The organism is Pseudophaeobacter sp. (assembly GCF_039971195.1).
In the GTDB taxonomy this organism is placed as follows: Bacteria; Pseudomonadota; Alphaproteobacteria; order Rhodobacterales; family Rhodobacteraceae; genus Pseudophaeobacter.
Window position 1 is genome coordinate 1 of sequence record NZ_JBDWPJ010000092.1, and the last position, 25,198, is coordinate 25,198.

General features: G+C 58.2%; 18 protein-coding genes and 5 pseudogenes. 10 read left to right on the forward strand and 13 right to left on the reverse strand.

What is annotated here, in order from left to right; all coding sequences use genetic code 11:
* From ABJP42_RS08010 to ABJP42_RS08020, 3 genes and pseudogenes are all read left to right on the forward strand, one after another.
* Nucleotides 1-140: pseudogene (locus ABJP42_RS08010) on the forward strand (IS5/IS1182 family transposase); the annotation flags it as partial.
* Between the two features lie 76 nt (nt 141-216).
* Nucleotides 217-584 (forward strand): annotated as a pseudogene (locus ABJP42_RS08015) (transposase); the annotation flags it as partial.
* Between the two features lie 28 nt (nt 585-612).
* On the forward strand, nt 613-765 hold the full coding sequence (locus tag ABJP42_RS08020; protein WP_490363200.1) for an IS3 family transposase: 153 nt from the start codon (nt 613-615) through the stop codon (nt 763-765).
* Between the two features lie 180 nt (nt 766-945).
* Here ABJP42_RS08020 and ABJP42_RS20730 read toward each other — a convergent pair.
* Both ABJP42_RS20730 and ABJP42_RS08040 read right to left on the reverse strand, forming a co-directional pair.
* A pseudogene (locus ABJP42_RS20730) lies at nt 946-3,612 on the reverse strand (methyl-accepting chemotaxis protein).
* A 113-nt stretch (nt 3,613-3,725) separates the two neighbouring features.
* Nucleotides 3,726-4,901, reverse strand: a pseudogene (locus ABJP42_RS08040) (ABC transporter substrate-binding protein).
* 434 nt (nt 4,902-5,335) lie between these two features.
* Between ABJP42_RS08040 and ABJP42_RS20735 the strand changes: the two are divergent.
* Nucleotides 5,336-5,422: pseudogene (locus ABJP42_RS20735) on the forward strand (hypothetical protein); the annotation flags it as partial.
* A gap of 263 nt (nt 5,423-5,685) precedes the next feature.
* Here the strand turns inward: ABJP42_RS20735 and ABJP42_RS08045 are convergent.
* The 4 genes from ABJP42_RS08045 to ABJP42_RS08060 form a co-directional block, all read right to left on the reverse strand.
* On the reverse strand, nt 5,686-6,435 hold the full coding sequence (locus ABJP42_RS08045) for a DeoR/GlpR family DNA-binding transcription regulator (RefSeq protein WP_348339812.1): 750 nt from the start codon (nt 6,433-6,435) through the stop codon (nt 5,686-5,688).
* Nucleotides 6,435-8,135: an ABC transporter permease subunit gene (locus tag ABJP42_RS08050; protein ID WP_348339813.1), complete on the reverse strand. Its 1,701-nt coding sequence runs from the start codon at nt 8,133-8,135 to the stop codon at nt 6,435-6,437. Before ABJP42_RS08050 ends, ABJP42_RS08045 begins: the two co-directional genes overlap by 1 nt.
* Nucleotides 8,132-9,166: an ABC transporter ATP-binding protein gene (locus ABJP42_RS08055; RefSeq protein WP_348339814.1), complete on the reverse strand. Its 1,035-nt coding sequence runs from the start codon at nt 9,164-9,166 to the stop codon at nt 8,132-8,134. The genes ABJP42_RS08050 and ABJP42_RS08055 overlap by 4 nt, the downstream gene beginning before the upstream one ends.
* A gap of 84 nt (nt 9,167-9,250) precedes the next feature.
* Complete coding sequence (locus ABJP42_RS08060; protein ID WP_348339815.1) at nt 9,251-10,258, reverse strand: ABC transporter substrate-binding protein; 1,008 nt, start codon at nt 10,256-10,258, stop codon at nt 9,251-9,253.
* 209 nt (nt 10,259-10,467) lie between these two features.
* On the opposite strand from ABJP42_RS08060, the gene hisN reads away from it, so the two are divergent.
* Complete coding sequence (gene hisN, locus ABJP42_RS08065; RefSeq protein WP_348339816.1) at nt 10,468-11,274, forward strand: histidinol-phosphatase; 807 nt, start codon at nt 10,468-10,470, stop codon at nt 11,272-11,274.
* A gap of 114 nt (nt 11,275-11,388) precedes the next feature.
* Here hisN and ABJP42_RS08070 read toward each other — a convergent pair whose 3' ends face one another.
* The 5 genes from ABJP42_RS08070 to ABJP42_RS08090 all read right to left on the reverse strand — a co-directional run bounded on the left by ABJP42_RS08070 (nt 11,389) and on the right by ABJP42_RS08090 (nt 16,886).
* The gene (locus ABJP42_RS08070; RefSeq protein WP_348339817.1) at nt 11,389-13,026 is read right to left on the reverse strand and encodes an HYR domain-containing protein; all 1,638 of its coding nucleotides are present in this window, start codon (nt 13,024-13,026) and stop codon (nt 11,389-11,391) included.
* A 662-nt stretch (nt 13,027-13,688) separates the two neighbouring features.
* The gene (locus ABJP42_RS08075; protein WP_348339818.1) at nt 13,689-14,366 is read right to left on the reverse strand and encodes a nitroreductase; all 678 of its coding nucleotides are present in this window, start codon (nt 14,364-14,366) and stop codon (nt 13,689-13,691) included.
* A gap of 203 nt (nt 14,367-14,569) precedes the next feature.
* On the reverse strand, nt 14,570-15,136 hold the full coding sequence (locus ABJP42_RS08080) for a TetR/AcrR family transcriptional regulator (protein WP_348339819.1): 567 nt from the start codon (nt 15,134-15,136) through the stop codon (nt 14,570-14,572).
* A complete protein-coding gene (locus tag ABJP42_RS08085; protein ID WP_348339820.1) occupies nt 15,136-16,218 on the reverse strand; it encodes a flavin monoamine oxidase family protein in 1,083 nt (360 codons plus the stop codon). Before ABJP42_RS08085 ends, ABJP42_RS08080 begins: the two co-directional genes overlap by 1 nt.
* A complete protein-coding gene (locus tag ABJP42_RS08090) occupies nt 16,218-16,886 on the reverse strand; it encodes a cupin domain-containing protein (RefSeq protein WP_348339821.1) in 669 nt (222 codons plus the stop codon). The genes ABJP42_RS08085 and ABJP42_RS08090 overlap by 1 nt, the downstream gene beginning before the upstream one ends.
* Nucleotides 16,887-17,453: 567 nt before the next feature.
* Between ABJP42_RS08090 and glnE the strand changes: the two genes are divergently transcribed.
* From glnE to ABJP42_RS08115, 5 genes are all read left to right on the forward strand, one after another.
* Nucleotides 17,454-20,249, forward strand: coding sequence for a bifunctional [glutamate--ammonia ligase]-adenylyl-L-tyrosine phosphorylase/[glutamate--ammonia-ligase] adenylyltransferase (gene glnE, locus ABJP42_RS08095; RefSeq protein WP_348339822.1), 2,796 nt, complete (start codon nt 17,454-17,456; stop codon nt 20,247-20,249).
* Nucleotides 20,233-20,505: a hypothetical protein gene (locus ABJP42_RS08100; RefSeq protein ID WP_348339823.1), complete on the forward strand. Its 273-nt coding sequence runs from the start codon at nt 20,233-20,235 to the stop codon at nt 20,503-20,505. The genes glnE and ABJP42_RS08100 overlap by 17 nt, the downstream gene beginning before the upstream one ends.
* A gap of 216 nt (nt 20,506-20,721) precedes the next feature.
* Nucleotides 20,722-21,474 (forward strand): DUF6778 family protein, encoded by a 753-nt coding sequence (locus tag ABJP42_RS08105; protein ID WP_348339824.1) that lies wholly within the window; start codon nt 20,722-20,724, stop codon nt 21,472-21,474.
* Nucleotides 21,475-21,575: 101 nt separating this feature from the next.
* Nucleotides 21,576-22,790, forward strand: coding sequence for an RSP_2647 family RNA methyltransferase (locus ABJP42_RS08110; protein WP_348339825.1), 1,215 nt, complete (start codon nt 21,576-21,578; stop codon nt 22,788-22,790).
* Between the two features lie 9 nt (nt 22,791-22,799).
* The gene (locus ABJP42_RS08115; protein WP_348339826.1) at nt 22,800-23,345 is read left to right on the forward strand and encodes an RSP_2648 family PIN domain-containing protein; all 546 of its coding nucleotides are present in this window, start codon (nt 22,800-22,802) and stop codon (nt 23,343-23,345) included.
* Between the two features lie 5 nt (nt 23,346-23,350).
* Here ABJP42_RS08115 and ABJP42_RS08120 read toward each other — a convergent pair whose 3' ends face one another.
* Complete coding sequence (locus ABJP42_RS08120; protein ID WP_348339827.1) at nt 23,351-24,346, reverse strand: LLM class flavin-dependent oxidoreductase; 996 nt, start codon at nt 24,344-24,346, stop codon at nt 23,351-23,353.
* 102 nt (nt 24,347-24,448) lie between these two features.
* Nucleotides 24,449-25,135, reverse strand: a complete 687-nt coding sequence (locus tag ABJP42_RS08125; RefSeq protein WP_348339828.1) for a M48 family metallopeptidase — start codon at nt 25,133-25,135, stop codon at nt 24,449-24,451.
* Between the last annotated feature and the right edge of the window lie 63 nt (nt 25,136-25,198).

The window sequence follows — 25,198 nt, forward strand, 5'->3', positions numbered from 1 at the left end:
GATACCGCAAGCGCCACAAGATCGAGAACAGCTTCGCCCGGCTCAAGGACTGGCGGCGGGTCGCAACACGCTACGACAGGTGCCCCAAGGTCTTCCTGTCGGCATGCGCATTGGCTGCCGTCGTCATGTTCTGGTTATGAAGCCTGACGCTAGGCTCTGGACCCATTGATTTTTGGTCGGCTTCAGAATTCACCATGCCGAAAACAAGCGCTAATCATGTCAGATCTTTTTTGGCTGAGCGATGGGCAAGTGGCACGTCTTGAGCCTCTTTTCCGTAAGTCTCACGGCAAGCCAAGCGGTGCCGACAGGCCCGTTCTAAGTGGAGTTATCTTCATCAACCGCTATGGGTTGTGCTGGCCAGACGCACCAAAGGAATACGCACTGCACAGGACCCTGTACAACCACTGGAAGCGCAGGAGGGATCAGAGCAGCTTCGCCCAGATCTTGGCAGGACGGGTTCCGAGCAGGGCAAAAAAACCGTGAGGGTTGACGTTACTTCTCTTAAGGACCATCGCACTGCGTCCAGTTTGGGCGTCAAAAAGGGGGGGCGCCGAATTGGTAGAACCAAAGGCGGCATGACTTCCTAGCTGCCTTCCATCTGGGCGGGCCTTGATGAGCCGTCACGGCAATTGTCATGACAAAGCTGTGGTAAAAAGCTTCTTCCACCTGCTGAAGCGCAAGAGAACCAGAGGTCGTAAACATCGAGCGCGAGATCAAGCAAGGCGGGCCGTTTTTGAGTATTTCGAAGTGTTCAATAACCCATAACGCCAGCACACGAACAACGGTAAACGGTATGCTGTCGCCCCTAACTTCGAAGAAAGACAGGTCAAACTGAAAAAGCGGGCATCAAGGATACTAGGGGAACCTCACAAATCTGGTTCCCCTAGAACTAAATCAAACAGAGAAGCCAACCTAGCACAGGAGGCCAATAACCCGTTGTTCTTATTAGCCGTAACGTGTTGCAACGTCCTCATCGTCGCTTGCCACTTCTCGTTCTTGGACGTCTTCCTCTTCGCGAACCAAATCGGTGGATACATTGAAATGTGCCACCAGCTCTGAAAGCTTTCCAGCATCACTTCTTAGCAAATGGCTCGCGGCTGTGGATTGTTCCACCATGGCTGCGTTCTGCTGCGTAACCTCGTCCAGTTCCGAAATGCCAATATTCGTTTCATTCAGACCAGTTGCCTGTTCTGTAGAGCCGTCAGCGATTTCCGAGACCAGGTGAGAAATATTGGTGACCCGGTCGACGATGGATTGCAGTGCTTTACCAGCACCACCGACCAGCTCAACACCGGAGTTCACCTGTTGAGAGCTATTCCCGATCAAATCGGTGATTTCCCGAGCCGCTGTTGCAGTGCGTTGTGAAAGGCCACGGACTTCTGAGGCAACAACTGCAAACCCACGACCGGCGTCACCCGCACAGGCAGTTTCAACCCCCGCATTCAGGGCCAGCAGATTGGTCTGAAAGGCATTATCATCAATGACGCAGATGATCTGGGCGATCTGCGTGGAGCTTGTCTCAATATCCTGCATAGCAACCACTGCCTTCTCCACAATAGCACCGCTTTCTGTTGCTTCGGACCTTGCTTCTTGTATTGTCGCTTCAGCCGAACGGGCCCCTTCGGCCGCAGAGCGCACACTGGCTGTCAGCTCGTCCAGAGCAGCTGCAGTTTCCTCTAGGGTAGCGGCCTAGTTTTCTGTACTGCGAGACAGATCATCCGATGCCTGGCTGATCTCAGAGGCACCGTTACGGATAGAGGAGGATACATTGACCACTTCGACAACAGTGCTACAAAGTGTTTCGGCCTTGCTGTTGAAATCAGCCTTCAGCTGGGCATAGCCATCTGTCAGCTCTTCTTTTATCCGGTAGGTCAAATCGCCTTTTGCCAGATGTGACAGCCCATCACCAATTGCGGTGACCGCAGCGGCCTGATGGGCCTGGTGGGGCGCCCTTTCTGCTTCGGCGGTCTTGGAAAGTTCTTGCTTTTCTACCAGGCCATTACGAAAGACCGTCAAGGCGCGAGCAATTCTGTAAATCTCATCACTGGCCTTGTCGAAGCCATCAATGGGGCTCAGATCACCATCGGCCAAACGTTCCGTGGTTTGACTTATGGCATTCAAGGGGCGCTGAACCAGCCATTGTGTCAAAAGAAGCGCCGCGACCAGAAGGCCACCGGAAAACATCAAGAGATATTCAAGGTTTGCTTTTGCGGTTCCAACTTCGGAGGAAATCTCTCCGGCCATAACTTCAATTTTGCCCTGACTGTCAGACCCGAGCAGTGAGGCGCGTCCTGCAATCTGCAAAACGGCATTTGCAGTGGAGGTTGCTTCAACTGTTGCTGTGGCATCGGCTGCGATAGAGGCGATCCGAAAGGCTGCAAGCCCCCGATCTTGATCCGCCAGTGCAGTCATTGCGGTCAAGGACTCCGACAGGATTCCATCAATGAAATCCCAATAGCTCTCGAGCGCTTCTGCGGCACGTCTCAGAGATTTTGCAGCCAGACGCGCTTCGTCGACACCTGGGGATGTCACCACATCCAAAGCCGCAACCTGAAAGCTGCTGATCCAAGTGTTGATTTCCAGAAGCATGTTCAAAAACCCAACTTCATTGTCGAGCAGGCTTTGGATCGCATCGCGGTTTCCGGTGCTGACGTCGTCGACTGCGAGGGTAAGTTCAAAGACCATATCGTCGACAGCTGACGCCAGGATCGCATCGCTGGACTGGCGGGCAGAAAGAACCTGTTGCCGGACTGTAGCGGCTTACGAATCACCCTGCGAAATCGCCTTTTGAAGCATGGATTTGGCGCCACGCAGCTCGGCCACTTCGATCAAATCAGCTGCATTGGTTTCCAGACTGTCCAGAGCATCAGACAGCCGAACATCGGAGGCCTTTGCCAAATCGGTCAAGATGGAAAACAGACCGCTGTCCTGGGCACTGCCAATGGCGAGCGCGACACCGGACAAAAGGTTGACCTCGGCCCGGGCTTCCAGAAGGGTTTGCAAGGTTGCAAATTTTGTTTCCACTAGGTCTACCAAGGTGGCCTCGATTGAAGACATAGTGTCTTCGCCACCAGTCGTCAGATTGTAATAGGCATCATCGGCGATCTGCACCAAAATTCCTTGCAAAGTACTGGTGATTTCTTGGAGTTGGCTGGTTTGGGTCACAACCCATGCTGAGTTTTTAAAAGCGATTGAACGGGCCGAAATTGAAGCTGCCAGGGCGGTTTCAACGGCGACAACATCTTCAGCAAATTCAGAGCTTAACGCCTCGGGGAGCTGGTCAACTGCAGATTTCAACTGTGCAACAGCTTCGTCCACGTTCCCTGCTGCCGCATCCAATGCGTCAGGGGCTTCGGCGAGCATCACTGCGACCATCGCATCTTTGGTATTGCTGGCAGCTCCCATGAGCTGGCTACTTAGTTCCATTTGGGGCAACTTGTCCTGGGCGAGACTGTCCATGTCTCCGGCAATGCGTTCAAAAGCAAAGAAAACTGCAAAGCCACAGGCTTCTGAGGTTGCAGCCATCGACAGAAGAATTAGGATAATCTTTGCCCTGATACTGGACAGGGGATGGCGGCGACGTTTGGCTGTATTTTTTGGCTGCTTCGTCATGTTCGTACCTATTCTGGCGATCCCAATTGGTGTCGCAGTGCCCAGTGGTATCTGCCCGGCCACCGGGCAGATTTTTCTTTAAGACGCCTCAGCGTCAAGCGGCAGACCTTGGATCAGGACTCTTCGCCGGAAGTCACTTGCTCAAAACCGCCGTCTTTGGTGATTCTGGTCAAAAAGACACTGTCCATGCCCTGGTTGTCGTCAGGAGCAAAGGTCATGGTGAAGCCGCCAAAATCGAGCGTTTGCAGCCCTGCAAGAGCGTCCAGATAGGATTGCCGTGTGAGATCGGCACCCGCAGCTTCCAAGGCGGCCAGTGCCAGGCGTCCTGTCAGGTAGCCCTCAAGCGTAACAAAGCCGGGGTTGGCATCAGGGGCGACGGCTTTCAGGGCCGCTTGATGCTGTGCAAGGGCCGGTACATCTGCATCCCATGGGAAAGGAACAACCTGGCTGTTGATCACATTTTCACCAGCGCCACCGAGCTCTTGCGCCAGTGCATCGGAGCCAACAAAAGAGATATTCACAAAGGTTGGGTTGAACTTAAGGCGGCGGGACAATTTGATGAACTCAGCAACCGGCTTGTAGGCGCCAACCATAACCACCGCATCCGGTTTGGCCTTTTTGATGGTGAGAAGCACCTTTTTCACAGCAGTGGTGTTACGTGTATAGGTGCCCTCGGCTACCAACGTCATGCCACGGCGTTCCAGCGCGGCGGTAACGCCCGCCAGGCCAACACGACCAAAGCCATCGTCCTGATACAGCAAGGCAATGGATTTCATTCCTTGTTGGTCAACAGGATATTCAATCCAAGCCTAGGTTTCAGCAAAATAGGTTGCACGCACATTGAAGATGTTGCCAAGGCTTGCATCCCGCAGGAAACCAGCGCCAGTCAAGGGACCGACAAAAGGCATATTCGCTTCGGTAGCGATTGGCTGAGTTGCAGAGGCGGTTGGTGTTCCAACTGCCCCGATCAGGCCCAGGTGATTGTTGCCTTCAACAACCGACTTCACAAGCGCAATCGAACGATCGGGCTCGTAGTTGTTATTCATGCTGTCCAGGGTAATGGTACGGCCATGAACACCGCCAGCAGCATTGGCTTCTTCAAAGGCAGCCTGCATGCCAAGGCGCATGCCCTGGCCCAGTGCCGCAGCCGCCCCCTCAAGGGCAGCTACCTGTGCAAAAGCGATAGAACTGCTGGTCACGCCTTCTTCTGCACTCGTTAACATAGGTAGCGCTGCTAAGATCGTTGCAGCCAAGATAGACTTGTTGAAAGCCATCATCAGACTCCACATATTTGATGGTGAGCCAGTCTGCCGACGGAAAGCTAATTTAGGCGCAAAGCCGTCGTATCTTTCGATAAAAGTTATGCTGAGGTTGAAATCCCAAGCATATTCAAATCATTGCGCAGCCTTGTGACGTTTAAGAACGACGCGTTGACTATAGAAACTGAATATCTAAACAGGCCTGTGGAAAAGAATAGACATGAATTTTGCACCTAAGCATGCGTTGTTTGGAAGCCGAAAGGCCGGCTTCTGGACTTACACATAGCTTTGCGAAATCCGCGATCTGTTCTTGGCGGTTTTCGGTGTGGTTGCAGCAAAATAATCCGATTTCAGCTCTCACGACCTGAACCTTTAGAGGATGGTCTGCTCCCCTGAAACGTCCTTCGTATTGGACCAGCCTGTTGGCTACCTGAGGAATCCGACAGTGACGCGAGGCCAAACAGATCATTGGGGTTTTGAAAGAGCATCAGGCGGGGCTTGGCGCGAAAGAGGTAAGCCGTAAGCACGGTGTCAGTGAAGCGACATATTTCTAGTGACGATCCATTCAGGACGGCCTGGGTATGTCTGATGCTAAGGAGCAGAATACGTAGCTCATGAAACTCTCAAGGTCCGGAAAACAGGCTCGTCTCGCCTTTCGTGGTGATCTGCGAACCCAACCTTGCAAAGGTCGCTCTTGCGCGCAGCTGCTTCAGAGGTCCCAGGCTGGTGGGATGAAGTGAAGGTACCAAATCCGAAAAGGCGATACGCAGCACTGAGCAAGGCGGAGGGCTAGTTGTCGGGCAAAGGCGGTTGGTTAAACTGTTTCGACCTTGGCGTTTTTGAACTGGTCGAGCAGGGCTTTGGGGGCGGCGCGGTTGGTGATCAGTGTGGTGATTTCTGCAACGTCCCAGGCGCGGACACGGTTGGTGGTGCCCAGTTTGGTGTGGTCGGCCAAAACCACGGTGCGCTGGGCCTGAGCGGCCATTGCGATGGAGACTTCGGCCTCTTGCAGATCATAAAAGAAGGACCCTTTTTCCGGGTGCAGCGCAACCGGTGCGGAAAAGCAAAGATCGACCTCAAAGCGGCGGATTTCAGAAAGGGTGAGCTCACCCACCGTGGCAGGCACATCCGCAGCAATCCGGCCGCCTAACAGGATCACCTCCATTCCGCCGGCCTGCAGGGTGGTTGCCACATCCAGGGAATTGGTGATGACCGAGACGCCCGGGACCTTCACCAGTTCGCGGGCAAAGACAGCAGTTGTAGACCCGGCATCTACCATGATCGTCTGGCCAGGCAGGATCAGGCCGACGGCTTTTTTTGCCATTTCGGATTTTGCCCGGATCTGGGTCGTCATACGCTGATGAAAGGGATCTTCTGAGCGGGCCTCGGGCAGGATCGCACCACCATGGACCCGCGCGACCTTGCCAATCTCCTCGAGGTCGAGCAGATCACGGCGCACGGTTTCGCGCGACACCCCGAGCATGCCGGCTAGATCATTGGCGCTGACCTGCCGGTTGGCGGTGAGCATTGACAATATCCGCTGGTGACGCTCTTTTGCCCACATCAGACCGCCCCTTTGCGCTGGTTTCGGCGCCCCATCAGCGCCAAGATTGCCTTCATCGACAGGACCGCTACACAGACCACCGCCATCACGCAAGTGGAGAAGGCCGCCGCCTGCGAGGTCAGCCCGGCATCATCCAGCCGCATGATTGTCACGGCGGCGACACTCAGGTTCGGGGTAGTCAGGAACACCACAGCCGAAAGCGTCACCATGGAGCGCATGAAGAGGAAGAAAAACACCGAGACCAGCATTGGCGCAATAAAGGGCGCAACAATATCCCGCGCGGTACGGCCAAGCCCGGCACCGAGGCTCCCTGCGGCTTCCTCCAGCGCAGGTGGCAATTGCCGAAACCCTGTCATCACGGTTAGAAAGCCCTGGGTGTGATAGTGGTAGAAGTTGACGATAGCGATCAGCGCGGCGGTGCCGTAGAGCAGGTAAAGCGGCGTCGCGGTGGAGTTGAAGGTCAGGATATAGGCGAGCCCCAATACCATTCCCGGTACGGCGGCTGGCATCGCGGCGAGAATCTGGATTGGCTGGGCCAGGGCCTGCGGCAGGCGGCGCAGGCCAAGCCCCAGCAGGAACACAGCAATGGTCCCACCAGCCGCTGCGGCCAAGGAGACAACAATTGTCATCCAAAGGGAAGAATATCCGCCAGCAAGGGTGATGTTGTAGTGTTTGAGCGAAAAAGACATGTTGTAGGGCCAGAGCTTCACAAAGCTGGCATAGACCACGATCCCGATCACCGCGACAATGCTTGCACAGATCAGGGCCGAGACGGCTGCCATGCACAGGTCGCGTAGCGGCGTAAAGCTGGGTTGATAGGCGACCTGTCCAGTGGTCTGACCAGCCTGCTGCCGTTTCATCGCTTGCCGTTCAATACTGTAGGAAATCACCGTGGGCAGCAGCAGCATGATGCCAACCACGGCCCCCATGTTAAAGTTCCGCTGGCCAACAACCTGGCTGTAGATCTCGGTTGCCAAAACGGAATAATCACCGCCGATCACGGCGGCATTGCCAAAATCAGTGATGGTAATGGTAAAGCAGACAAAGGCGGCATTCAGGATGCCGAAACGCGCGGCTGGCAGGGTCAGGTCGCGGAACTGACGCCAGGGGGAGGCGCCCATGACCTCCGCCGCTTCATAGGTACGCGCATCCAGCAGAACCAGGGCCGCACCAATGATCATCACCGCCTGGGGCAGCGCATAAAGCGTATTGGCAATCAGCAATCCCCAGAAGCCGTAGATCTCGATTTCTACACCTAGCGCCCGGCTGATGACACCATTGCGCCCCAGCAGAAAGATGAGCCCCAAAGCCTGCACCAGAGAGGGGGCAAGAAGCGGCAGCACAATGATACTTCGGATGATCCATTTGCCTCGAAAGGCGCAGCGATACAGGCCCTGGGCAATGATGAACCCTAGAAAGACACTTAGCGCTGTTGTCGCACCGCCCATTGCAAGCGAATGCCGTGTCGCCCGCCAAAATCCGGCAGAGCCCAGAACCTCGGTATAGTTGTCGATCCCATAGCTGTCCCCGACGGTGATGGAACGCAGAAAGACGATCACCATTGGGTAGGCAAAGAACAGGATCAGCCCGATCAGCGGCAGGCCAATGCAGGCCAGGGTCAAGAGCCGGTCCGCGTCAAGTGAGCGGTGCAATCGGGGGCCGCGCATTGGAGGGCGGGAGGTGTGGCTGGCGCTGCTCATGCCGCAGATCTCTCGGGCTGACCCGCGTCATCAAGGACCCAGGTGCAGGCATCCAGAGCAATGCGCAGATCAACGCTTTCGCCCATGCGACAGGAGACCCTACCATGGGTTTCCACCAGCAAAGGCCCGGCGGCACTGTCGACTTCCAGCCGTTGCAGATTCCCCAGAAAGCTGATGCTGCGCACTGTTGCGCTGCCCTCTTTGGCGGGGGTCAGACCGATTTGTTCGGGGCGAATGCAAGCGAGATAAGTCTTTTCGTCGGTGGGGTGAGTTGCCAGCAGATCCGGGAAATGCCGCGCGATATCCTCGGCAGAGAGCAGATTGCTGCTGCCCATGAACTCCGCGACGAAACGGGTGGCAGGACGGTGGTACAGGTCCTCAGGTGTGCCAGCCTGGACGACAATGCCATGGTTCATGCAGATGATCTTGTCGGCCAATGCAAGGGCTTCTTCCTGATCATGGGTCACCATGAGCGTTGGGATCTCCAGCGCGCGCTGCACCTGCCGGATCTCGTCGCGCAGTGTTGCCCGCACCTTGGCATCCAAGGCCGACAGCGGCTCATCCAGCAGCAACACCCTTGGATCTACAGCAATCGCCCGCGCCAGAGCGATCCGCTGTTGCTGGCCACCAGACAACTGTCCCGGTAGTTTATCCGCCATCTGTGGCAGCTTCACCAGTTGCAATAGCTCGTTCACCCGCGCCGTGATCTCAGGCGCGGGAACATCTCGAATTTTGAGCCCATAGCCGATGTTTTCGGCCACGCTCATGTTTGGAAACAGGGAATAGGACTGAAACACAATGCCAAAGCCGCGTTTGCGGGCTGGCAGTTCAGACAGCGGCGCCCCTTCCAAGGTGATTTCTCCGCCATCCAGCTCGGTCAGCCCGGCAATCAACCGCAACAGGGTGGTCTTGCCGCATCCCGATGGGCCAAGAAGGCAGACAAATTCGCCCTTTTCGATCTCGATAGAGACGCTGTCGAGCGCGGTAAAGGTGCCGTAGGTTTTGGTGGCGTCACGGACGGTCAAATACATCGGGGGGCTTTCCTTTGCATGCGGGCAGTCAGTGACCTCGCCCGAATAGGACCGGGGCGACCCAAAGCCGCCCCACTCTGTGGCTCAGCGGCCGAACTTTTCTTTCCACTCGGCTTTGACGGCGCTTTGCTGGGTCGAAGCTTCAACAAAGTCCACGTCGGCCAAGATGGTCGAGATATCAGCGGGTAGACCTGCGGCCTCTGCCGCTTTGGAGGCGTCAACACCGGGCACGGTAATCAGAGCCTTATAGGTCTGATACAGCCCGATGGCCTCATCTGACATAGTCCAATCCAGGAAGGCCTGGGCTGCCTCTTTGTTGTCCGAACTTGCCATCAGGCCTGAGGCTTCCAGCTCGTAGCCAACGCCCCCTTCGGGGAAGACCATGGCCAGTGGGTAGCCTTCTTCGATCGACTGCATCGCAGTAAAGGCCAGTGAGATCCCAACGGTGTATTCCCCCACGCGGGCGGCCTTGCAAGGCTTTGATCCAGAAGAGGTATACTGTGCCATATTGGGATCAACTGCTGCGAGCTTGGCCCAGCCTGCCTCGGCGCCCATGCCCTGCAGGACAGCGTTGACATGCAGGTAGCCAGTGCCCGAAGAGTTCGGATCAGGCATCACCACCTCGCCTTTGAAGGCTGGATCCTCAAGGTCCGCCCAGCTGGTCGGCATCGGCAGGCCCTTTTCTTCGAGCCGGGCGGTGTTCACACAAAAGGCGCCCATGTAGCCAATGGGTGCGAACCATTTGCCGCCCTTACCCCGGAACGTCTCTGGCAGCACGTCAACACCGGCGGCCTCGTAGGCCTCCAGCATGTCAAGGATCTGCGGGTCCATCATGGCGCTGACCGCCCAGCCCCAAATCACATCCGCCTGCGGGTTGCCGGCCTCGGCCAACAGCCGCGCCCCCAGTTTGCCAGTGGAGAGGCGCAGGACATTGATCTTGGTGTCCGGCATCGCCGCCTGCGCTGCCGCGACATAGGCTGCGATCTCTTCTTCTTCCAGGGCGGTGTAAACGGTCAGGTCATCGGCAAAGCTGGGCGCGGCAAAGCCGAGCGCTGCCAGCGAAAGAGCGGTGGTCTGCATCCAGGTTTTCATAGTGATCTCCTTGTTGGTCCATTTTTTGTTGGCCCGGACCTGTATCCGGAAGGCTGCGGGCCCTTGCATAGACCCGTTCTGATTGCCCCGCTCTGTTTTTTGAGTCTGGGGTTATTTGTGTAGTCTTGCGTTTTTGTGGCATTTGTCTACGGTTAATTTTCAACGCGGATGTTTCCAGTCCGCCAGAACCCGCATTTTGAGGAATTTTTATGCAGATGTTCACGACCTCTCCTGAAACGGACCTGCAGGTACAATTTGCAGACAGACTGGCGGATGCGACTGATGTCATGGCCATGCGCTATTTCCGAAAGCCGCTGGAAATAGAGGCGAAGGCGGATGATTCTCCGGTCACCCAGGCAGACCGTGCCATCGAAAAAGAGATGCGGCGCCAAATCATGGAGGCCTTCCCCGCGCATGGCATTCTTGGCGAGGAACAGGAAGCCACACGTCTGGAGGCCGCCAATCTCTGGGTCATTGATCCGATCGACGGCACCAAGAGCTTCCTTTCGGGCATGCCAACTTTTGGCACGCTGATTGCCTGTCTCGCTGAAGGCAGGCCTGAACTGGGGGTAATTTCTATCCCGCCCACTGCCGAGCGCTGGGTCGGTCAGCGTGGCAAGCCGACCCTGCTGAACGGCTCCCCCTGCCAGACCAGCGGAAAGACCCAGCTTGGCGAAGCAATCCTGTATACGACCAGCCCAGACAGCTTTGATGCAGCGGGTTTGGCGCAGTTTGACGCGCTGTCAAATCAGACGGCGTTGCGGCGTTTTGGCGGTGATTGCTATGGCTATGGCTTACTGGCTTCAGGCCACGTCGATCTGCTGTTCGAGATGAGCCTGCAGCCCTATGACTACATGGCTCTTGTCCCAATCATTGAGGGCGCAGGCGGTGTCATCACCGATTGGGAGGGGCAGCCACTAACATTGAAATCTGAGGGGAAAGTCATCGCGGCTGCCAGCGCTGCGCTGCATGCGGAAGCGTTGAGCACGCTGTCGGCTGGCGCTGGGCAGTCCTAGCCTGGTGTGTGCCTAGATGCCTTTTTGAGCAGGTCAGCCCCTATGGGGCAAATCTGCGCTGCTGCGGCCCGGTGTTCTGTGCAGGGCCGCAGTGGGTTTTGTTGGGCTGTCCGGTCAGAACGCGAGGGGGTAGCTGGCACTCAGCCCGTAGCTCTGGAAATCTGACGCGCCAAGCCCGTCCAGATAGGCATTCAAAGTGAGGCTGCCGTGGCGGGGAAGCACATAGGTCAGGCCAAGATCGAGCTTGCCGCGCCAGCCGGCATAGCCGGGCAACACAGTCTGGGCGGTTGTGGTACCGCCAGTGGAGGACCAAATGCCCGAGACACCGCCGCGCAGCTCCAGATCGCCCCTGACGCTTTTGACCTGATGCGCCAGGTTAAGCCCCAGTGAAACCTGCATCAGATCAATGCTCTGCGCCCCAATCGCCGTGTTCAGACTGTCGGTATAGGCTTCCTGATCCTCCTTCAGATAGGCGGCATCCAGATAGGGGCTGAACAGGGTTGCGCCTGCCTCAATCTGGCCCGAGACCTTGACCTGTGCCAGCAGGCGGGCGCTGTCAAATTCATCCTCATAGGTGCCCAATGGCGCGACCCGGTTGGAGGATTCCCCATAGAGCAGGCTGCCGGAGAAAAACAGCGGATCATTGGGCCGTTTAGCCACCAGATAGGGGCCAAGCATCCAGCCGGTGCCCGAGAGCCGCGCGGCGCCGTCCTCTTGTGACAGGTGGTCAACCTGTAGCATCGCCCCCAGCAACAGGGTCTCGCGCAGATGCAGATGGCCGCCCAGGGCACCAAAGGCGGCAGAGGTTTTGGCGCTGCCCTCTTCTGACCGGGCGCCTTTGAGGCGGAACCAGAGGTTTTTTCCCTCGACTGAGGTCAGATTGAAATGCCCCTGGCCGCGGGTGACGGTGAGGTCCAGACTGCCCGTGCCCGCGCCAGATGTGGCGCCGCTGAGAAGCCCGGTCAGGTCCGGCTGATTGCCCATCAACTGATTGGCGCGGCTATACATAAAGTTGGCAATGATCTTCTGTGTGTCTTCCATCGGGGCCGTGACGGCAGATACGCTGGCCCCTGACACATTGCCGACCCCGTCTACCGCAGTAACTGTCACATTGCTTGCGGGCTGGGCAGCCGTAGACACCACTGAGAAGCTGCCCGCAGTGGTTGGTGCGGCGCCAAAGGCAAGGGGCGCGCCAGAGTGGAATTTTGCGTCGCTGCCAGCGGCAATCGTGGTCGCCACAGATTTGTCCGGGAACTCTACATGAACCGTGGCGCCTGGTTCAGCAGTGCCGGTCACGGTCAGGGTGCGGTCGGGGTTGAATGTCACGCTGGAAACAGTCGGTGCTGCTGGCGGGTTTTTATCGGTGACGGTGACGGTAAAGCTCACCTGCGTGGCGGCATTTCCGGTAGAATCCTGTGCGTCCATGGTGACGGTTGTGACCCCCACTGGAAAGTCATAGTAGCCAGTGAGAACGGTGCTACCGACGCGATAGGTGATCTCGAGATCGGTATCCATATTATCGCTGACCGAGCCCAGTTTGGTCACATCCAAACTGGCCGAATTTTGGTCAGGATCGGTCGAGATTGCCTGGTTCGCCACCGGGGAAATGACTGGGGCCTGGGTATCAATACCAAAAAAGGCACAGGTCCAGGCGAAAGTCGTACCAAGGGGTGCGCTAAGAGAAATAGTATGTCCTCCACTTGAGCGGAAGACATAGCGATTGTTTGCCCCCGTAAGGGTTTTAATCAGCACATTACTTTTTTACGGTGATTTCAGTAGTGGCAGAGCTCGTGATGGTAATGGCTTCACCTGCAATAAACTGACTGTGAATAGCGCCGGAAATGGTTGTGCCATTTACATAGTTACATCCGGGGTTGAGGCTGGATGCATTTGTGGGTTGTGTTGCCCCAAGAGTTGTAGCCGCCGCAAAAAAAGTAGCGCTGTCGTGAGTTTTTTGAGTATCATCGGGTCTCGCATTTTTTGATCGTCAGAAATTTGCTGAAACGACTACAGGTTGATTGGTTTCTAAGTGGTAAATAAATATAGATTTTTACCTCCTTGCAGGTGTCTGCAAGGTTTCCCCGCGTCAGCGAAAGGGGCTTTGGGCAACGCGCACTTGGCCAAGTTTAAAAGGTCTTGGAGCGGATTTTAGTATCCGTTCACAGGATGTGTTCTCAAAAAGAACAACTTCCGAAGTGGATGCGGATCTACTTTTAGGTGTGTGCTCTGAGGGGCGCACAGAGAGGGCAAACCGCTTCGTTCTACAGCGCGGGCAGTTCAAAACGCTCTTTGCCATAGCTTGGCAGCAATAGGGGGGAGCAGTTAGGGGGGGGGCGTGCCTCCCTAAACCTGTCGTGTTGTTGACGGTCAATGCATCGGACTTAGCGCCCGACCTTTCTGGGGGAGGCCGCGGTTTATTCCGCAAATCCTAAAAAGCGGGTGGTGTTCTCAATAGGGCGACGGCGCGAAACTACGGTGTTTGCGACGAACTCTTCATCTGGCCAGCCCAGGGCGACGCAGGTCAGGATGATTTGATCTTCAGGGATCTTGGCAACCTCGCGCACCACAGGGGTTTGCATGATGCCCTGGCCGTTGATCACCGCGCCAAGCCCCTTGCTCCAGGCAGCGAGCACCAGACCATAGGTCATCGCGCCGGTGTCAAAATGGGCGATGGTATTGTCCAGGAGCGAGCGATCAAAGCAAACCACGATGGAGACTGGCGCATCAAACTGGCGAAAGCCGCGCATCACCCAGTCCTGGCGGCGTTCCTTGTCGTTTCGCTCGATGCCCATGGCTTCGAACAGTTGTACGGCGATTTCGATCTGACGGGCGCGGTGCTCGCCCGCGTAAGCGGCGTAGTCTTCGATGTCGCGGTTGGGGGGCGTGCCGTCGAGCATCCGTTCGGTATTACCCTTGCGCACCTGGTCCAGCGGCTCGCCTGTCAAAACATGCAGGTGCCAGGGCTGGGTATTCATTGAGGAAGGGGCGCGATTGGCCAGGGCGATAATGTCCTGTAACAGCTCCTGCGATACGGGTTTGTCGGTAAATCCACGGATAGAGCGGCGCTCTTGCATTGCCTGTTCGAGATCCATCAAAGGTCCTTTGTGATCTTAGCAGCTGACCAGAGGCCACCCCAGTCGGAGGCGTCTTGACAGCGTTATGCTTGCCTATGTGGCAAAGCTTCCTGTCACTGGATCTTAAGCGCAATTGAGACCTTGGGTAGATGAATTCCCCCATGTGCCGCAGCGGCATTCCATCCGCCCATGCTGGGGGAATGGGCTTATTGGCATGGTGCCTAAGGGAGCCGATTGCAAAAGGCGCGGGTGGCATGATCAAAGTGGCGGGGATCTGTAGCGATCCGGGCAGAGACCTGCGCTCCTTCGACCAGCGCCAGCGTTGCCGCGGCTTCTTCGCTTGGGCTTCCCCAAGTGGCCGACGGAGGTGACAGGAGCTGGGCGAAGCGGTTTTCCAACCACTTCTGGACTGCGGCACGAAAATTCAGAACCGCCTTTTGAGTGCCCTCTGATAGGCTTTCCTTGCCAATTGTCAGCGCAACGCAGAGGCAGAGGCAGTCCCCTTCTTGCAGGGCAAGACGATAGAAATCCACAAAGGCACGCAGTTGTTCGGCGGGGCTGGGCAGGGTGTCGCAAAAGCCTTCCAGGATCTCGATTACCTGCCTTGAGTATTGCTCCATGATGGCCTGCAGCAGGTCAGATTTGGCAGGGAAGTGATAGTGAATGCTGGCTTTTTGGATGCCAATTGAGGTGCTGAGATCCGCATAGCTAAAACCATCGGCCCCGCGATGGCGCACCAATTGTTCTGCCGCATCCATCAATCGGGTCTTGGTGTCTGCCTTTGCCATCAGCCTTGATCCTTGTAAAACTGTTTGGCTATCTCTCTGGCCATGTCCTCGGCCGCTGCCAGGGCGCCTTCCAGATAGCCGCCCATTTCGGGGGCTGTTTCGCTCACACAAAGTGCCAGCCGCCCGTCCCAGATCCCACGTAGCGATGGTGGGAGACCATAGGTGGGGTGCTGGCGCGGCGGCTGTTGATCAAGAGGTGCAGAGCTGTGCTCCTCTTGCGCCCAGTCCAGATAGGCGGTGCGGACTGGTTGGGCCGCTTCGGGTCCAAAGATCCGGACCAACTGCGCCAAGGCTGTCTCTTCGATGGCGCTATCCTTGCCCTGCCGTGCTTTGACAGGCAGGCCGACAAAACCAAACAGCGCCGCCGTGGCTTCTGGATTGATCTCAACATCGGGTGCTGATGCATCGTGGATTTCTGCAAGTGGCCCTGCTTGGCTCATGGCATCTCCAGACAGGCCGGTTTTGCGCCAAAAAGGGGCGTCGTAGAGAGCTAGGAATTTTGCCTGCCCTCCCATCCAAGTGGGGATAGCCCGCAGTGCATCAAGCTGATCAGGGGGCAGGGGCGGGGAAAAGCAGAGCTCCGCCGCCAGCCGGGGCGGCAGCGCCAGGATGACCTTCTGTGCTTGCCACTGCTGGCCGCTGCTGAACCTGAGCCCCCCGTCCTGTGCCACCTCGAGCAACGCCTGGCCAAGATGCAACCGCGCGGCAGGCAATTGGGCGGCGAGGCGTTTGATCAGCCCCTGCATGCCTTCTTTGAGCCGCCAGGAGCCCTGCATCGAAGCATAACCCGCATTTCGCACAACCTCTCCGGTGTCCGTCTCATAGGAAAGGGCGCCGCTGGCGTATTGATCAAACCTTTCGAGATCAAGCTCTTGCACCAGTTTTGTCATCCGTTCTTGTCCCGGCCAGAACCAGGAGGGCCCGAGATCAAAGCCCGCGTTCCCGTATTCGAGCGAGTGGGCGCGGCCCCCTAGACGGTCACGGGCTTCAAAAAGCTGGTAGTCTTGCCCAGCCCGGTCAAGATGGCGGGCCAGCGCCAGGCCGGAGAGCCCTCCACCGATGATGGCGATACCCGTTTTCATCATCCTGTTGGCGCTTTGGCATAGGGCAGGTGGCCGGTTTTCATCCAAAAGCCGGCACCTTCTGGTCCTGTTGAGCCTGTCAGCCTCTGCCCTTCAGGAAGGCGTAGCCAGGACCCTTCCTTTAACTGATCGTCGCCTTCGGTCAGGCCACCGCTCAGCACCAGCAGCTCGATGCCACCGGGGGCCGAAACATCAAGTGGCGCTTCCGGTGGGAGCTGGTGAAAGCTCACCACTTCACGGTCGTCCCTGTGCAACTCAACCGAAAAGCTGCCCTGCGGATTGGCGCTTAACTCCTGCACCATGTCTTTGCGGAATTGGCTGCGGTCCTGCATGTCAAATTGCCAAAGCTTCACCAGGATCGTGCAGCCGATCTCTGATCCGGGCGTGTGGCTGGTGGTGGGTGGGTTTCGGACATAGGTGCCCTTTGGATAGTCGCCATGTTCATCTTGAAACACCCCATCAAGAACCACGAACTCTTCGCCCCCGGTATGGGTATGTGCCGAGAAATGACTGCCAGGCGCATATCTGACAATGGTGGTGGCGCGGGCGACCTCCCCCCCAATGCGGTCCAGCATACGGCGTTCAACCCCTGCCATGGGGGAGGCCACCCAGGGCATGTCAGCGGAATGAACCACTATGCGCTTGGTGAAATCAGCGTTAATTTCCATTAACTTATCTCCTGCTTTAAAAGTGCCCCTTGGCCCGTGTTTTTGCGGCAATACTCCAGGTGGGATATGTCGCTGCGGGACAGAGGCAGAGGGCGTCTAACGGGGGTCACAAAAGGAATGTAGGAGGTACGGTAAGAAAAACAACCTACTAGTTGGTAGATAATTCAGGGCGTGGCACCCTACCTTGTTGATGGTCCCAGGGCGCGTGAAATAACAAAACCAAATCAGGCTACTTAGTAGCATCTTAAGGGTTGGGCTATGGAAGGGGATGATGCTGCTACGCTTTGCCGGGATGACAAACACATAAACAAATCTCGGTGCTCCACCCAGATGTCGAGGAAAATACCTCGTTTGGGACAACAAGAAGCACCGCACTCATTACTCGTCAATAAAGAAACAAATGACAAGCATAGCAGCGCGTCCAGTGTAGGAGCTTGGAGCCTAGAAAGGGAAGGCAGGTATTCCTTACCTTAGGGCAGCTATTTCCCCTGGGTGACTTGCGCTTTCTTGCCGCGCCAGGGCGCTTCTCGGATTGACCTTAGCGCGATGGAAGCACAGTGTTTTCCCATGTCTGATCGCCTGCAAATCACCCGACTTCCCCGTGCCTATGATGCCGCTCTTGCTGCTGAAACCCGCGACCTGGTTCCCGGTCTTGATCAGGAGGCTGGGCAGTTGATCGCAGGGGCCGCTGGCTCCAGCCCCTATTTAAGGCGCCTGTTAGAGCAAGAAGCCCCCTGGATTGGACCGGCGCTGGAGGATCCCAAAACGGCCCTGGCGCAGGTTTTTGATCAGTGCCGTACGCTGGCCCCTGATCAGTTGAAACCCGGATTGCGCCAGGCCAAGCGTCGTGTGGCCTTGTTGACTGCGCTTTGTGATGTTTCTGGCGGCTGGAGCCTCGAACAGGTGACCACTGCGCTTACCGATTTTGGCGCCTTGGGGGCTGATGTTGCGATCAAGGCTGAAATTGCCACCTTGATCCGGCGAAAGAAACTCTCGGGCCTAACCGAGGCGGATGTGGAGACCGCCGGGGGGCTGACCATCCTCGCCATGGGCAAGATGGGCGCCTATGAGCTGAACTACAGCTCTGATATTGACCTGATCTGCCTGTTTGATGAGACCCGCTATGACCCGGATGTGTTTTTTGAAGTGCGGCAAGGCATGGTGCGCGCCACTCGGAACATGTGCGCAACCTTGAGTGACCGGACCGCTGATGGCTATGTATTCCGCACCGATCTGCGCCTGCGCCCGGATCCGGCGGTCACCCCAGTCTGTCTGGCGATGGAGGCGGCGGAGCGATATTATGAAAGCCTGGGGCGCACCTGGGAACGGGCGGCCTATATCAAGGCACGTCCCTGCGCCGGGGATCTGGCTGCGGGAGAGGCCTTTCTCAAAACGCTTCGGCCTTTTGTTTGGCGCCGCCATCTGGATTTTGCCGCCATCCAGGACGCCCATGACATGCGCCTACGCATTCGCGAAAACAAAGGCACAGGGGGGCCGATTACGGTACCGGGTCATGATATGAAACTCGGCCGTGGTGGCATTCGCGAGATCGAATTCTTCACCCAGACCCGCCAGCTGATTGCCGGGGGGCGCGATGAGAGCCTGCGGCTGCGCGGCACTGTAGAGGGGCTTGAGGCACTGGCGGGCAAGGGCTGGATCCCGGAGGATGTTGCAATAGCGCTCAGCACCCACTACCGGGCGCACCGCGAGGTCGAGCACAGGATCCAGATGGTCCATGACGCCCAGACCCATGACATGCCGAATTCAGCAGAGGGGATTGCCCGCGTTGCCTGTCTGATGGGAGAGGATCCCGCAGAGCTACAGGCAAAAATCCACCGCCGATTGGTTGAAGTTCACGACATGACAGAGGACTTCTTTGCCCCTGATGCGGCGCCAGCACCCAAGACTGATGTTCCAGATGGGCTGGACGAGGCCATCATCGGGCGCTGGCCGACCTATCCGGCGCTGCGCTCCCAAAGGGGCGCACAGATTTTTGAACGACTGAAGCCAGAGCTGTTGAACCGCCTGGCCCGCACCGCCAAACCGGCGGAGTCCTTGCTGGCACTGGACGGCTTCCTTGCAGGTCTTCCGGCTGGTGTGCAGCTGTTTTCCCTGTTTGAGGCCAATCCACAGCTGTTGGATCTCTTGGTGGATATCGTCGGGACCTCCCATGCGCTGGCGGCCTTTTTGTCCCGCAATTCCAGTGTCTTTGACGCGGTCATTGGCGGCAGCTTTTTTGAAGACTGGCCCGGTGGTGCGACCCTGGAGCGGGAACTGGACGCAGTTTTGGCGTTGGAGGGCGACTATGAGACCCAGCTCGACACGGCGCGCCGCTGGTGCAAGGAATGGCATTTCCGCATCGGGGTGCATCATCTGCGCGGATTGATCGATGCACGGACCGCTGGGGCGCAATATGCCGAACTGGCCGAAGCCGTGATCGCGGCGATACTGCCCCGCGTGGTCAGCCAGTTTTCGATCAAACACGGCCCGCCGCCGGGCAGTGGCCCAACTGTGATCGCCATGGGCTCGCTTGGCGCGGCGCAGATCAATGCGCAGTCTGATCTCGACATTATCGTGCTTTACGATCCCGAAGGGGCAGAGACCTCTGAGGGGCGCAAGCCTCTGGCTACCCGGCCTTACTACGCTCGGTTGACCCAGGCCCTGATTACGGCACTGTCGGCGCCAATGTCGCAGGGGCGGCTCTACGAGGTCGATATGCGCCTGCGCCCCTCGGGCAATAAAGGCCCGGTTGCTACCAGTTGGCCCAGCTTCACTCACTACCAGCAGAACGAGGCCTGGGTCTGGGAGCATCTTGCCCTGACCCGCGCCAGAGCCGTGGCCGGACCAGAAGCCTTGGTTCAAGTGTTCAACAGCTTTCGGGAGGAGATCCTGGCTCAGGACAGATCCAAGGGGCAGATCCTGGCTGAGGTGGCAAATATGCGGCAACGCTTGGCGGCCGCCAAATCTCCGGCTGGGGTTTGGGATGCCAAAACCGGGGCTGGGCGGATGATGGATATTGAACTGTTGTCACAGGCCGGTGCACTTTTGTCCAAAGCCGTCACACGTGACGTGGTAAGCGGGTTGCACGCTGCGGTCGCTCATGGCTGGCTGGATGCCGCTGATGCACAGGTTTTGCAGACGTCCTATGCGCTATATTGGTCAGTGCAGACTGCGGCGCGTCTGGTGACCGGAACGACGCTTGACCGGGAAGTCTTGGGAGAGGGCGGTGCCCAGTTTCTGAGCCGCGGCGCTGGATTTGAGACATTGGAAGATCTGGAGCAGGCCTTGCAAAAGGCCTATGGGGAATCTGGGGAGATCATTTCCCGCTGTCTGGAGGAGAACGCAGATGCAGAAACTGGCTGAACTCGACCACAAACAACTGATATGCGAAGCCTATAGGATCGAGGGCATCACCGAGAGCCAGTGTCGCAGCATCTTTCTGGATTGGGCGCTGAGCCTGCCTGTAGGGGTGGACAGTCACCAGGCGATTGAGCAGTTGCTGGAGCACTACAGGACTGAGCCCGCCAATCACCCGATGACGGAGGTTCTGCAGCAGGGGCGGGCGGAACAAGCAAAGCCGCGCCGTCGTGGCGGCTGGCGCTCTCGCCCTCGTGACTAGAGGAGGCTGTGAGTCGTTCCTGACGGGTTTCGCCTGCTCCATGCTGGGGCCTGTTTCGGGCGTCTCCCGGGGACGGTCCAGCTGAAGGCTGCTGTTGGATTAAGATTTCGTTAAATTGGACTAAAATTGTCTCAATCCTGCCCCCTTTGCGGATCAGGTTGTCCTTAACCGCCCGTATTGCCGGACTTTCCCGGCGATAGGCCAAGGAGCAGAGCAATGATGACCCTTCGCACCCTTTTCCTCACCGCCCTTGGCTGTAGCCTCTCGGCCTGTGCCAGCGTTGATACCGCCTCGCGCAACGTCCCGTTTGAGACCCTGCCGCAAAACCAGGCTACAATCGCTGAGGGTTTTGAAGCCATTGATGGGCTGGCGCCAGAGCTACAGCCTCAATCGATCACCCCCGTTGTGGCCGCTGGGAGCCTGGATGATGGTTCTGCCATTGGTTCTGTGCGCGGGGCTGATCTCTCGATCAGCAAAGTGACCGTAGAGGTGCCGCGCGCTCTGAAGGTCTCTGAAGCCAATCGTTACCTTCCACAGGGGGACATTGTCTGGCGCGAGGATCCCATGGGGGATCGCCATGCGCAGGTACTGGCGATTGTACAGGCCGCTTTGGACGCAGGCGTGCAGCCGCTCACCGGGCCGGTAGAGGCCGAGCTGGAAGTTGAGGTCCTCAGGTTCCACGCCCTGACGCAAAAGGCGCGCTATACCACGGGAGGGGTGCATGCCATCGCCTTTACCATGGTGCTGCGCGATGCACAGACTGGCGCTGCCCTGACCGAACCGCGCGAGATTGAAGCGGACCTCACCGCCTATGGGGGGCAAAGAGCACTGACAGCCATGGCCGAAGGGCAGACGCAAAAAGTGCGGATCACGGAATTCCTGGCTCAGGTGATCCAGCAAGAGATCCTGGCTCCGGGCACACGGCAAGCCCGCCGTGGCGGTTTGATCCAGGCACTGAACAAGCTGTGATCCAGTTTTAGGCGCATCTTGATGCTGAATTGACAGGAAAGGGGGCGGTACAGCGGTGCAGGCCCCCTTTCCCTGTTGCACTCTTGCGGCTAAGAGGAGCTATGACAGCCACATCCCCCGCGCCCGAGCGCCCCCGCGTAAAACTCCTGCCCAAAGCCAATGCCCGCGCCCTGCGCCACGGGTTTCCATGGGTCTATTCCAACGAGCTGGTCACCGACCGGCGCACGCGTAAGCTAGACCCTGGCAGTCTTGCGGTGCTGTTGGACGAGGCGCAGACGCCAATGGGGACCGTTGCGGTCAATCCCACAAGCAAGATCATCTGCCGGATACTGGATCGTGACCCCGGTGCGGTGATTGATCAGGCCTGGTTTGAAACCCGCATTGCCCGTGCCTTTGACCTGCGTGAACGCCTATACGACGCGCCTTTCTATCGTCTGGTCCATGCCGAGGCCGACGGTCTGCCCGGTGTGGTGATCGACCGCTTTGGCAGTGCCTGCGTGGTGCAGCCCAATGCTGCCTGGGCCGAGATGTATCTGAGCGAATTGACCTCTGCCCTGGCTGCGGTGACTGGCTGTAGCATCATTCTCAAAAACGCTTCTGGGCGGACCCGTGGGTTGGAAGGCCTGGATGATGAGAGCCTCACCCTGCTGGGTGAGACCCCAACTGCGCCGATAGAGGTGCAGATGAACGGGGCCACCTATATGGCGGATCTCACAGGTGGGCAGAAAACCGGGCTGTTTTATGACCAGCGCGAAAACCACGCCTTTGCTGCCCGTCTGGTGCCGCAGGGCGGTGATGTGCTGGATGTGTTTTCCCATGTGGGCGGTTTTGGCCTGGCAATGCGCGCAGCCGGAGCGGGCACTGTCACCTGCGTGGATGGTTCGGCGGCGGCGCTGGAACTGGCCGGGCAGGGCGCCCAGGCTTCCGGCTATGGCGAGAGCTTCACCGCGCGTCAGGGCGATGCCTTTGATCAACTGGCGGCTTTGGCTGTTGAGGGCCGCAGCTTTGACGTGGTGATCTGCGATCCCCCCGCCTTTGCCCCCTCCAAACCAGCGCTGGAGGCCGGGTTGCGCGCCTATGAGCGGATTGCCAAGCTGGCGGCCCCCCTGGTGAAACCCGGTGGCTACATTGGCCTCTGCTCCTGTTCTCATGCGGCGGATCTGTCGCGGTTCCGAAATGCCTCGGCCCGGGGTATTGGCCGCGCTGGGCGCCGCGGACAGTTGATCCATACCGGCTATGCCGGGCCGGATCATCCGCAATTGCCGCAGCTGGCCGAAAGCGGCTATCTGAAGTCCGTGTTCTTCCGCCTGGACTGAGCCCTTCTGATGAAGCTGTTGCTGGACACCTGCGTGCTTTACCCTACCGTCATGCGCGAAATGCTGATCGGGGCGGCGCGTATTGGCGCATTTACCCCGCTGTGGTCTGCCCGCATTCTGGAAGAGTGGAGCCGCGCGGCGCTGAAGCTTGGCCCCGTTGGGGCGGCGCAGGCCCGCTCCGAGGTCGCTTTGCTGAAGGCCGCATGGCCGCTGGCAGAGGTGACGCCATCCCCGGGGACTGAGGCTCGGCTTTACCTGCCGGATGCTGCGGATGTGCATGTATTGGCCGCCGCTATCACCGGTCATGCCGACGCCATTGTCACCGTCAACAACAAGGATTTCCCCCGCCAGACCCTGGCCGAAGAGGGGCTGGAACGGCTGGGGCCGGATCAGCTGCTCTATGATCTTTGGCTCAAAGACCCAGAGGGGTTGGAGGCCTTGGGGCAGCAGGTTCTGGCCGAAGCCAACCGCCTGTCCGGCGGTGGCTGGGAGATCCGACCCCTGCTGAAAAAGGCGCGGTTGCCACGATTGGCCAAGGCGCTCGCCGCGACCTGAATGCGCTAAAGCGCCTGTAGGGCTTTGGCGGCAATCTCGAACGAGCGCAGCCGGGCGTGGTGATCGTGGATCTGGCCAGTGATGATCACCTCATCCGGAGCGTAGCGGGTGAGGATGTCGGACAGTTCTTGCTGTACTGTTTCAGGGCTGCCAGTGGCAGAGATGGTCAGTGCTTCGTTTACCCCGGCCAGTACTGGCGGCGAAAGATGTTCAGCAATGTCATCCACTGGGCGGGGCAGCTTGCCGGGCTGGCCCAGCCGTAGCCGGGCAAAGGCCTGCTGCATTGTGGTGCGCAGGCGGATGCCCTCGGCCTCTGTTTCCGCACCAAAGACATTCACCGCCATCATGGCATAGGGCTTGTCGAGGTAGGCAGAGGGGCGGAAGGCGCGGCGATAGAGATCTAACGCCTTTTCCAGCGCTTGCGGCGCAAAATGCGAGGCAAAGGCATAAGGCAGCCCCAGTTGTGCGGCCAGCTGTGCGCCATAGAGGCTGGAGCCGAGGATCCAGACTGGCACATTGCTGCCCTGGCCTGGAAAGGCACGAACCCTGGCCTCTGGATCCAGCGGGCCCAAGAAACCCATGAGATCAACCACATCCTGCGGAAAACTGTCAGGTGCCCCGTGGCCAGAGGCCATGCCGCGACGCAGGGCGCGGGCGGTTTGCATATCGGTTCCGGGAGCGCGACCAAGGCCAAGGTCAATACGATCTCCGTGCAGGGCGGCGAGTGTGCCAAAGGCTTCGGCCACCATATAGGGCGCATGGTTGGGCAGCATGATGCCGCCGGCGCCAACACGGATGGTTTTGGTCTGGCTGGCAATATGGCCGATCAAAACGGCGGTGGCCGCACTGGCGATGCCGGGCATATTGTGATGCTCGGCCAGCCAATAGCGGTGATAGCCCCAGGCTTCGGCCTGTTGCGCCAGATCGGAGCTGTTTTTGAAAGACTGCGGTATTTCGCTGCCCTCGGGCACCGGGGCAAGATCAAGCAGGGAGTAGAGCATCAGAGGGTCCAATCAAGGCTTCCAGTCACGGGAAGTTCTGATTTGGGGGCTGGCAGCGGCACTGACAAGAGGCAAAGCTCCCATAGGGGCAATAACGTCATGTCAGTGGCTGTTCCAGCCCGCCTCCAGCCGTTCCAGGGCTGCGATACGCTCTTCTGTCTTTGGGTGCGACATCAGCCAGGCCGGGGCCATGCCCGCCCGCGCCTGCGTCAGATCTTCGAGCTTGCGAAACAGGCTCTTTTGCGGCTCCAGCCCGATGCCGGATTTGGCCAGCAGCGCGGCGGCATATTCATCCGCCTCATATTCATCATTGCGCGACAGGCGCGAGGCCACCAGATTGGCCAGCAGCCCGGCGATCCAGGGCCCGACAAAAGGAATGTAGCGCCCGAGCACCATCATCAGCGCGGTGCGCAGGGCGTTTTGGCCGGAAAAATCGATGACGCGTTTTTTGGCATGGCCCAGGGCCACATGACCCATCTCATGGGCGATGACCGAGGCCAGCTCAGCTTCGGTGACCTCGCCATTCTGGTACTTTCGGTAAAAGCCACGGGTGATGAAAATTCGCCCATCCGGAGCCGCCAGCCCGTTTACCGGGTCTACTTCGTAGATAAAGACCGGGATGCGGTCGATTTCCAACGCCGCGGCCATCCGATCTGTCAGGCGGCGCAGCTTGGCATCCGCCAGCTCGGTCGAGCGGGCATCCAGCTCGCGGTGGGTGCGCCAGACAGAAATCCGGTACATCACAAGGCCATAGATCACGGCCAATAGGATCGGGGTAAAACGCAACATCTGTTAGATATGCGGGTGCGACGTGCCAGTGGCAAGGGGGAGGCGCCCCGAAGGGTTGGAAAG

What these genes read in the sequence shown, in the direction of transcription:
- ABJP42_RS08020 (WP_490363200.1), top strand. Translation starts at nt 613, where the DNA reads ATGAGCCGTCACGGCAATTGTCATGACAAAGCTGTGGTAAAAAGCTTC.
- ABJP42_RS08045 (WP_348339812.1), bottom strand. Translation starts at nt 6,435, where the DNA reads ATGTGGGCAAAAGAGCGTCACCAGCGGATATTGTCAATGCTCACCGCC.
- ABJP42_RS08050 (WP_348339813.1), bottom strand. Translation starts at nt 8,135, where the DNA reads ATGAGCAGCGCCAGCCACACCTCCCGCCCTCCAATGCGCGGCCCCCGA.
- ABJP42_RS08055 (WP_348339814.1), bottom strand. Translation starts at nt 9,166, where the DNA reads ATGTATTTGACCGTCCGTGACGCCACCAAAACCTACGGCACCTTTACC.
- ABJP42_RS08060 (WP_348339815.1), bottom strand. Translation starts at nt 10,258, where the DNA reads ATGAAAACCTGGATGCAGACCACCGCTCTTTCGCTGGCAGCGCTCGGC.
- hisN (WP_348339816.1), top strand. Translation starts at nt 10,468, where the DNA reads ATGCAGATGTTCACGACCTCTCCTGAAACGGACCTGCAGGTACAATTT.
- ABJP42_RS08075 (WP_348339818.1), bottom strand. Translation starts at nt 14,366, where the DNA reads ATGGATCTCGAACAGGCAATGCAAGAGCGCCGCTCTATCCGTGGATTT.
- ABJP42_RS08080 (WP_348339819.1), bottom strand. Translation starts at nt 15,136, where the DNA reads ATGGCAAAGGCAGACACCAAGACCCGATTGATGGATGCGGCAGAACAA.
- ABJP42_RS08085 (WP_348339820.1), bottom strand. Translation starts at nt 16,218, where the DNA reads ATGAAAACGGGTATCGCCATCATCGGTGGAGGGCTCTCCGGCCTGGCG.
- ABJP42_RS08090 (WP_348339821.1), bottom strand. Translation starts at nt 16,886, where the DNA reads ATGGAAATTAACGCTGATTTCACCAAGCGCATAGTGGTTCATTCCGCT.
- glnE (WP_348339822.1), top strand. Translation starts at nt 17,454, where the DNA reads ATGTCTGATCGCCTGCAAATCACCCGACTTCCCCGTGCCTATGATGCC.
- ABJP42_RS08100 (WP_348339823.1), top strand. Translation starts at nt 20,233, where the DNA reads ATGCAGAAACTGGCTGAACTCGACCACAAACAACTGATATGCGAAGCC.
- ABJP42_RS08105 (WP_348339824.1), top strand. Translation starts at nt 20,722, where the DNA reads ATGATGACCCTTCGCACCCTTTTCCTCACCGCCCTTGGCTGTAGCCTC.
- ABJP42_RS08110 (WP_348339825.1), top strand. Translation starts at nt 21,576, where the DNA reads ATGACAGCCACATCCCCCGCGCCCGAGCGCCCCCGCGTAAAACTCCTG.
- ABJP42_RS08115 (WP_348339826.1), top strand. Translation starts at nt 22,800, where the DNA reads ATGAAGCTGTTGCTGGACACCTGCGTGCTTTACCCTACCGTCATGCGC.
- ABJP42_RS08120 (WP_348339827.1), bottom strand. Translation starts at nt 24,346, where the DNA reads ATGCTCTACTCCCTGCTTGATCTTGCCCCGGTGCCCGAGGGCAGCGAA.
- ABJP42_RS08125 (WP_348339828.1), bottom strand. Translation starts at nt 25,135, where the DNA reads ATGTTGCGTTTTACCCCGATCCTATTGGCCGTGATCTATGGCCTTGTG.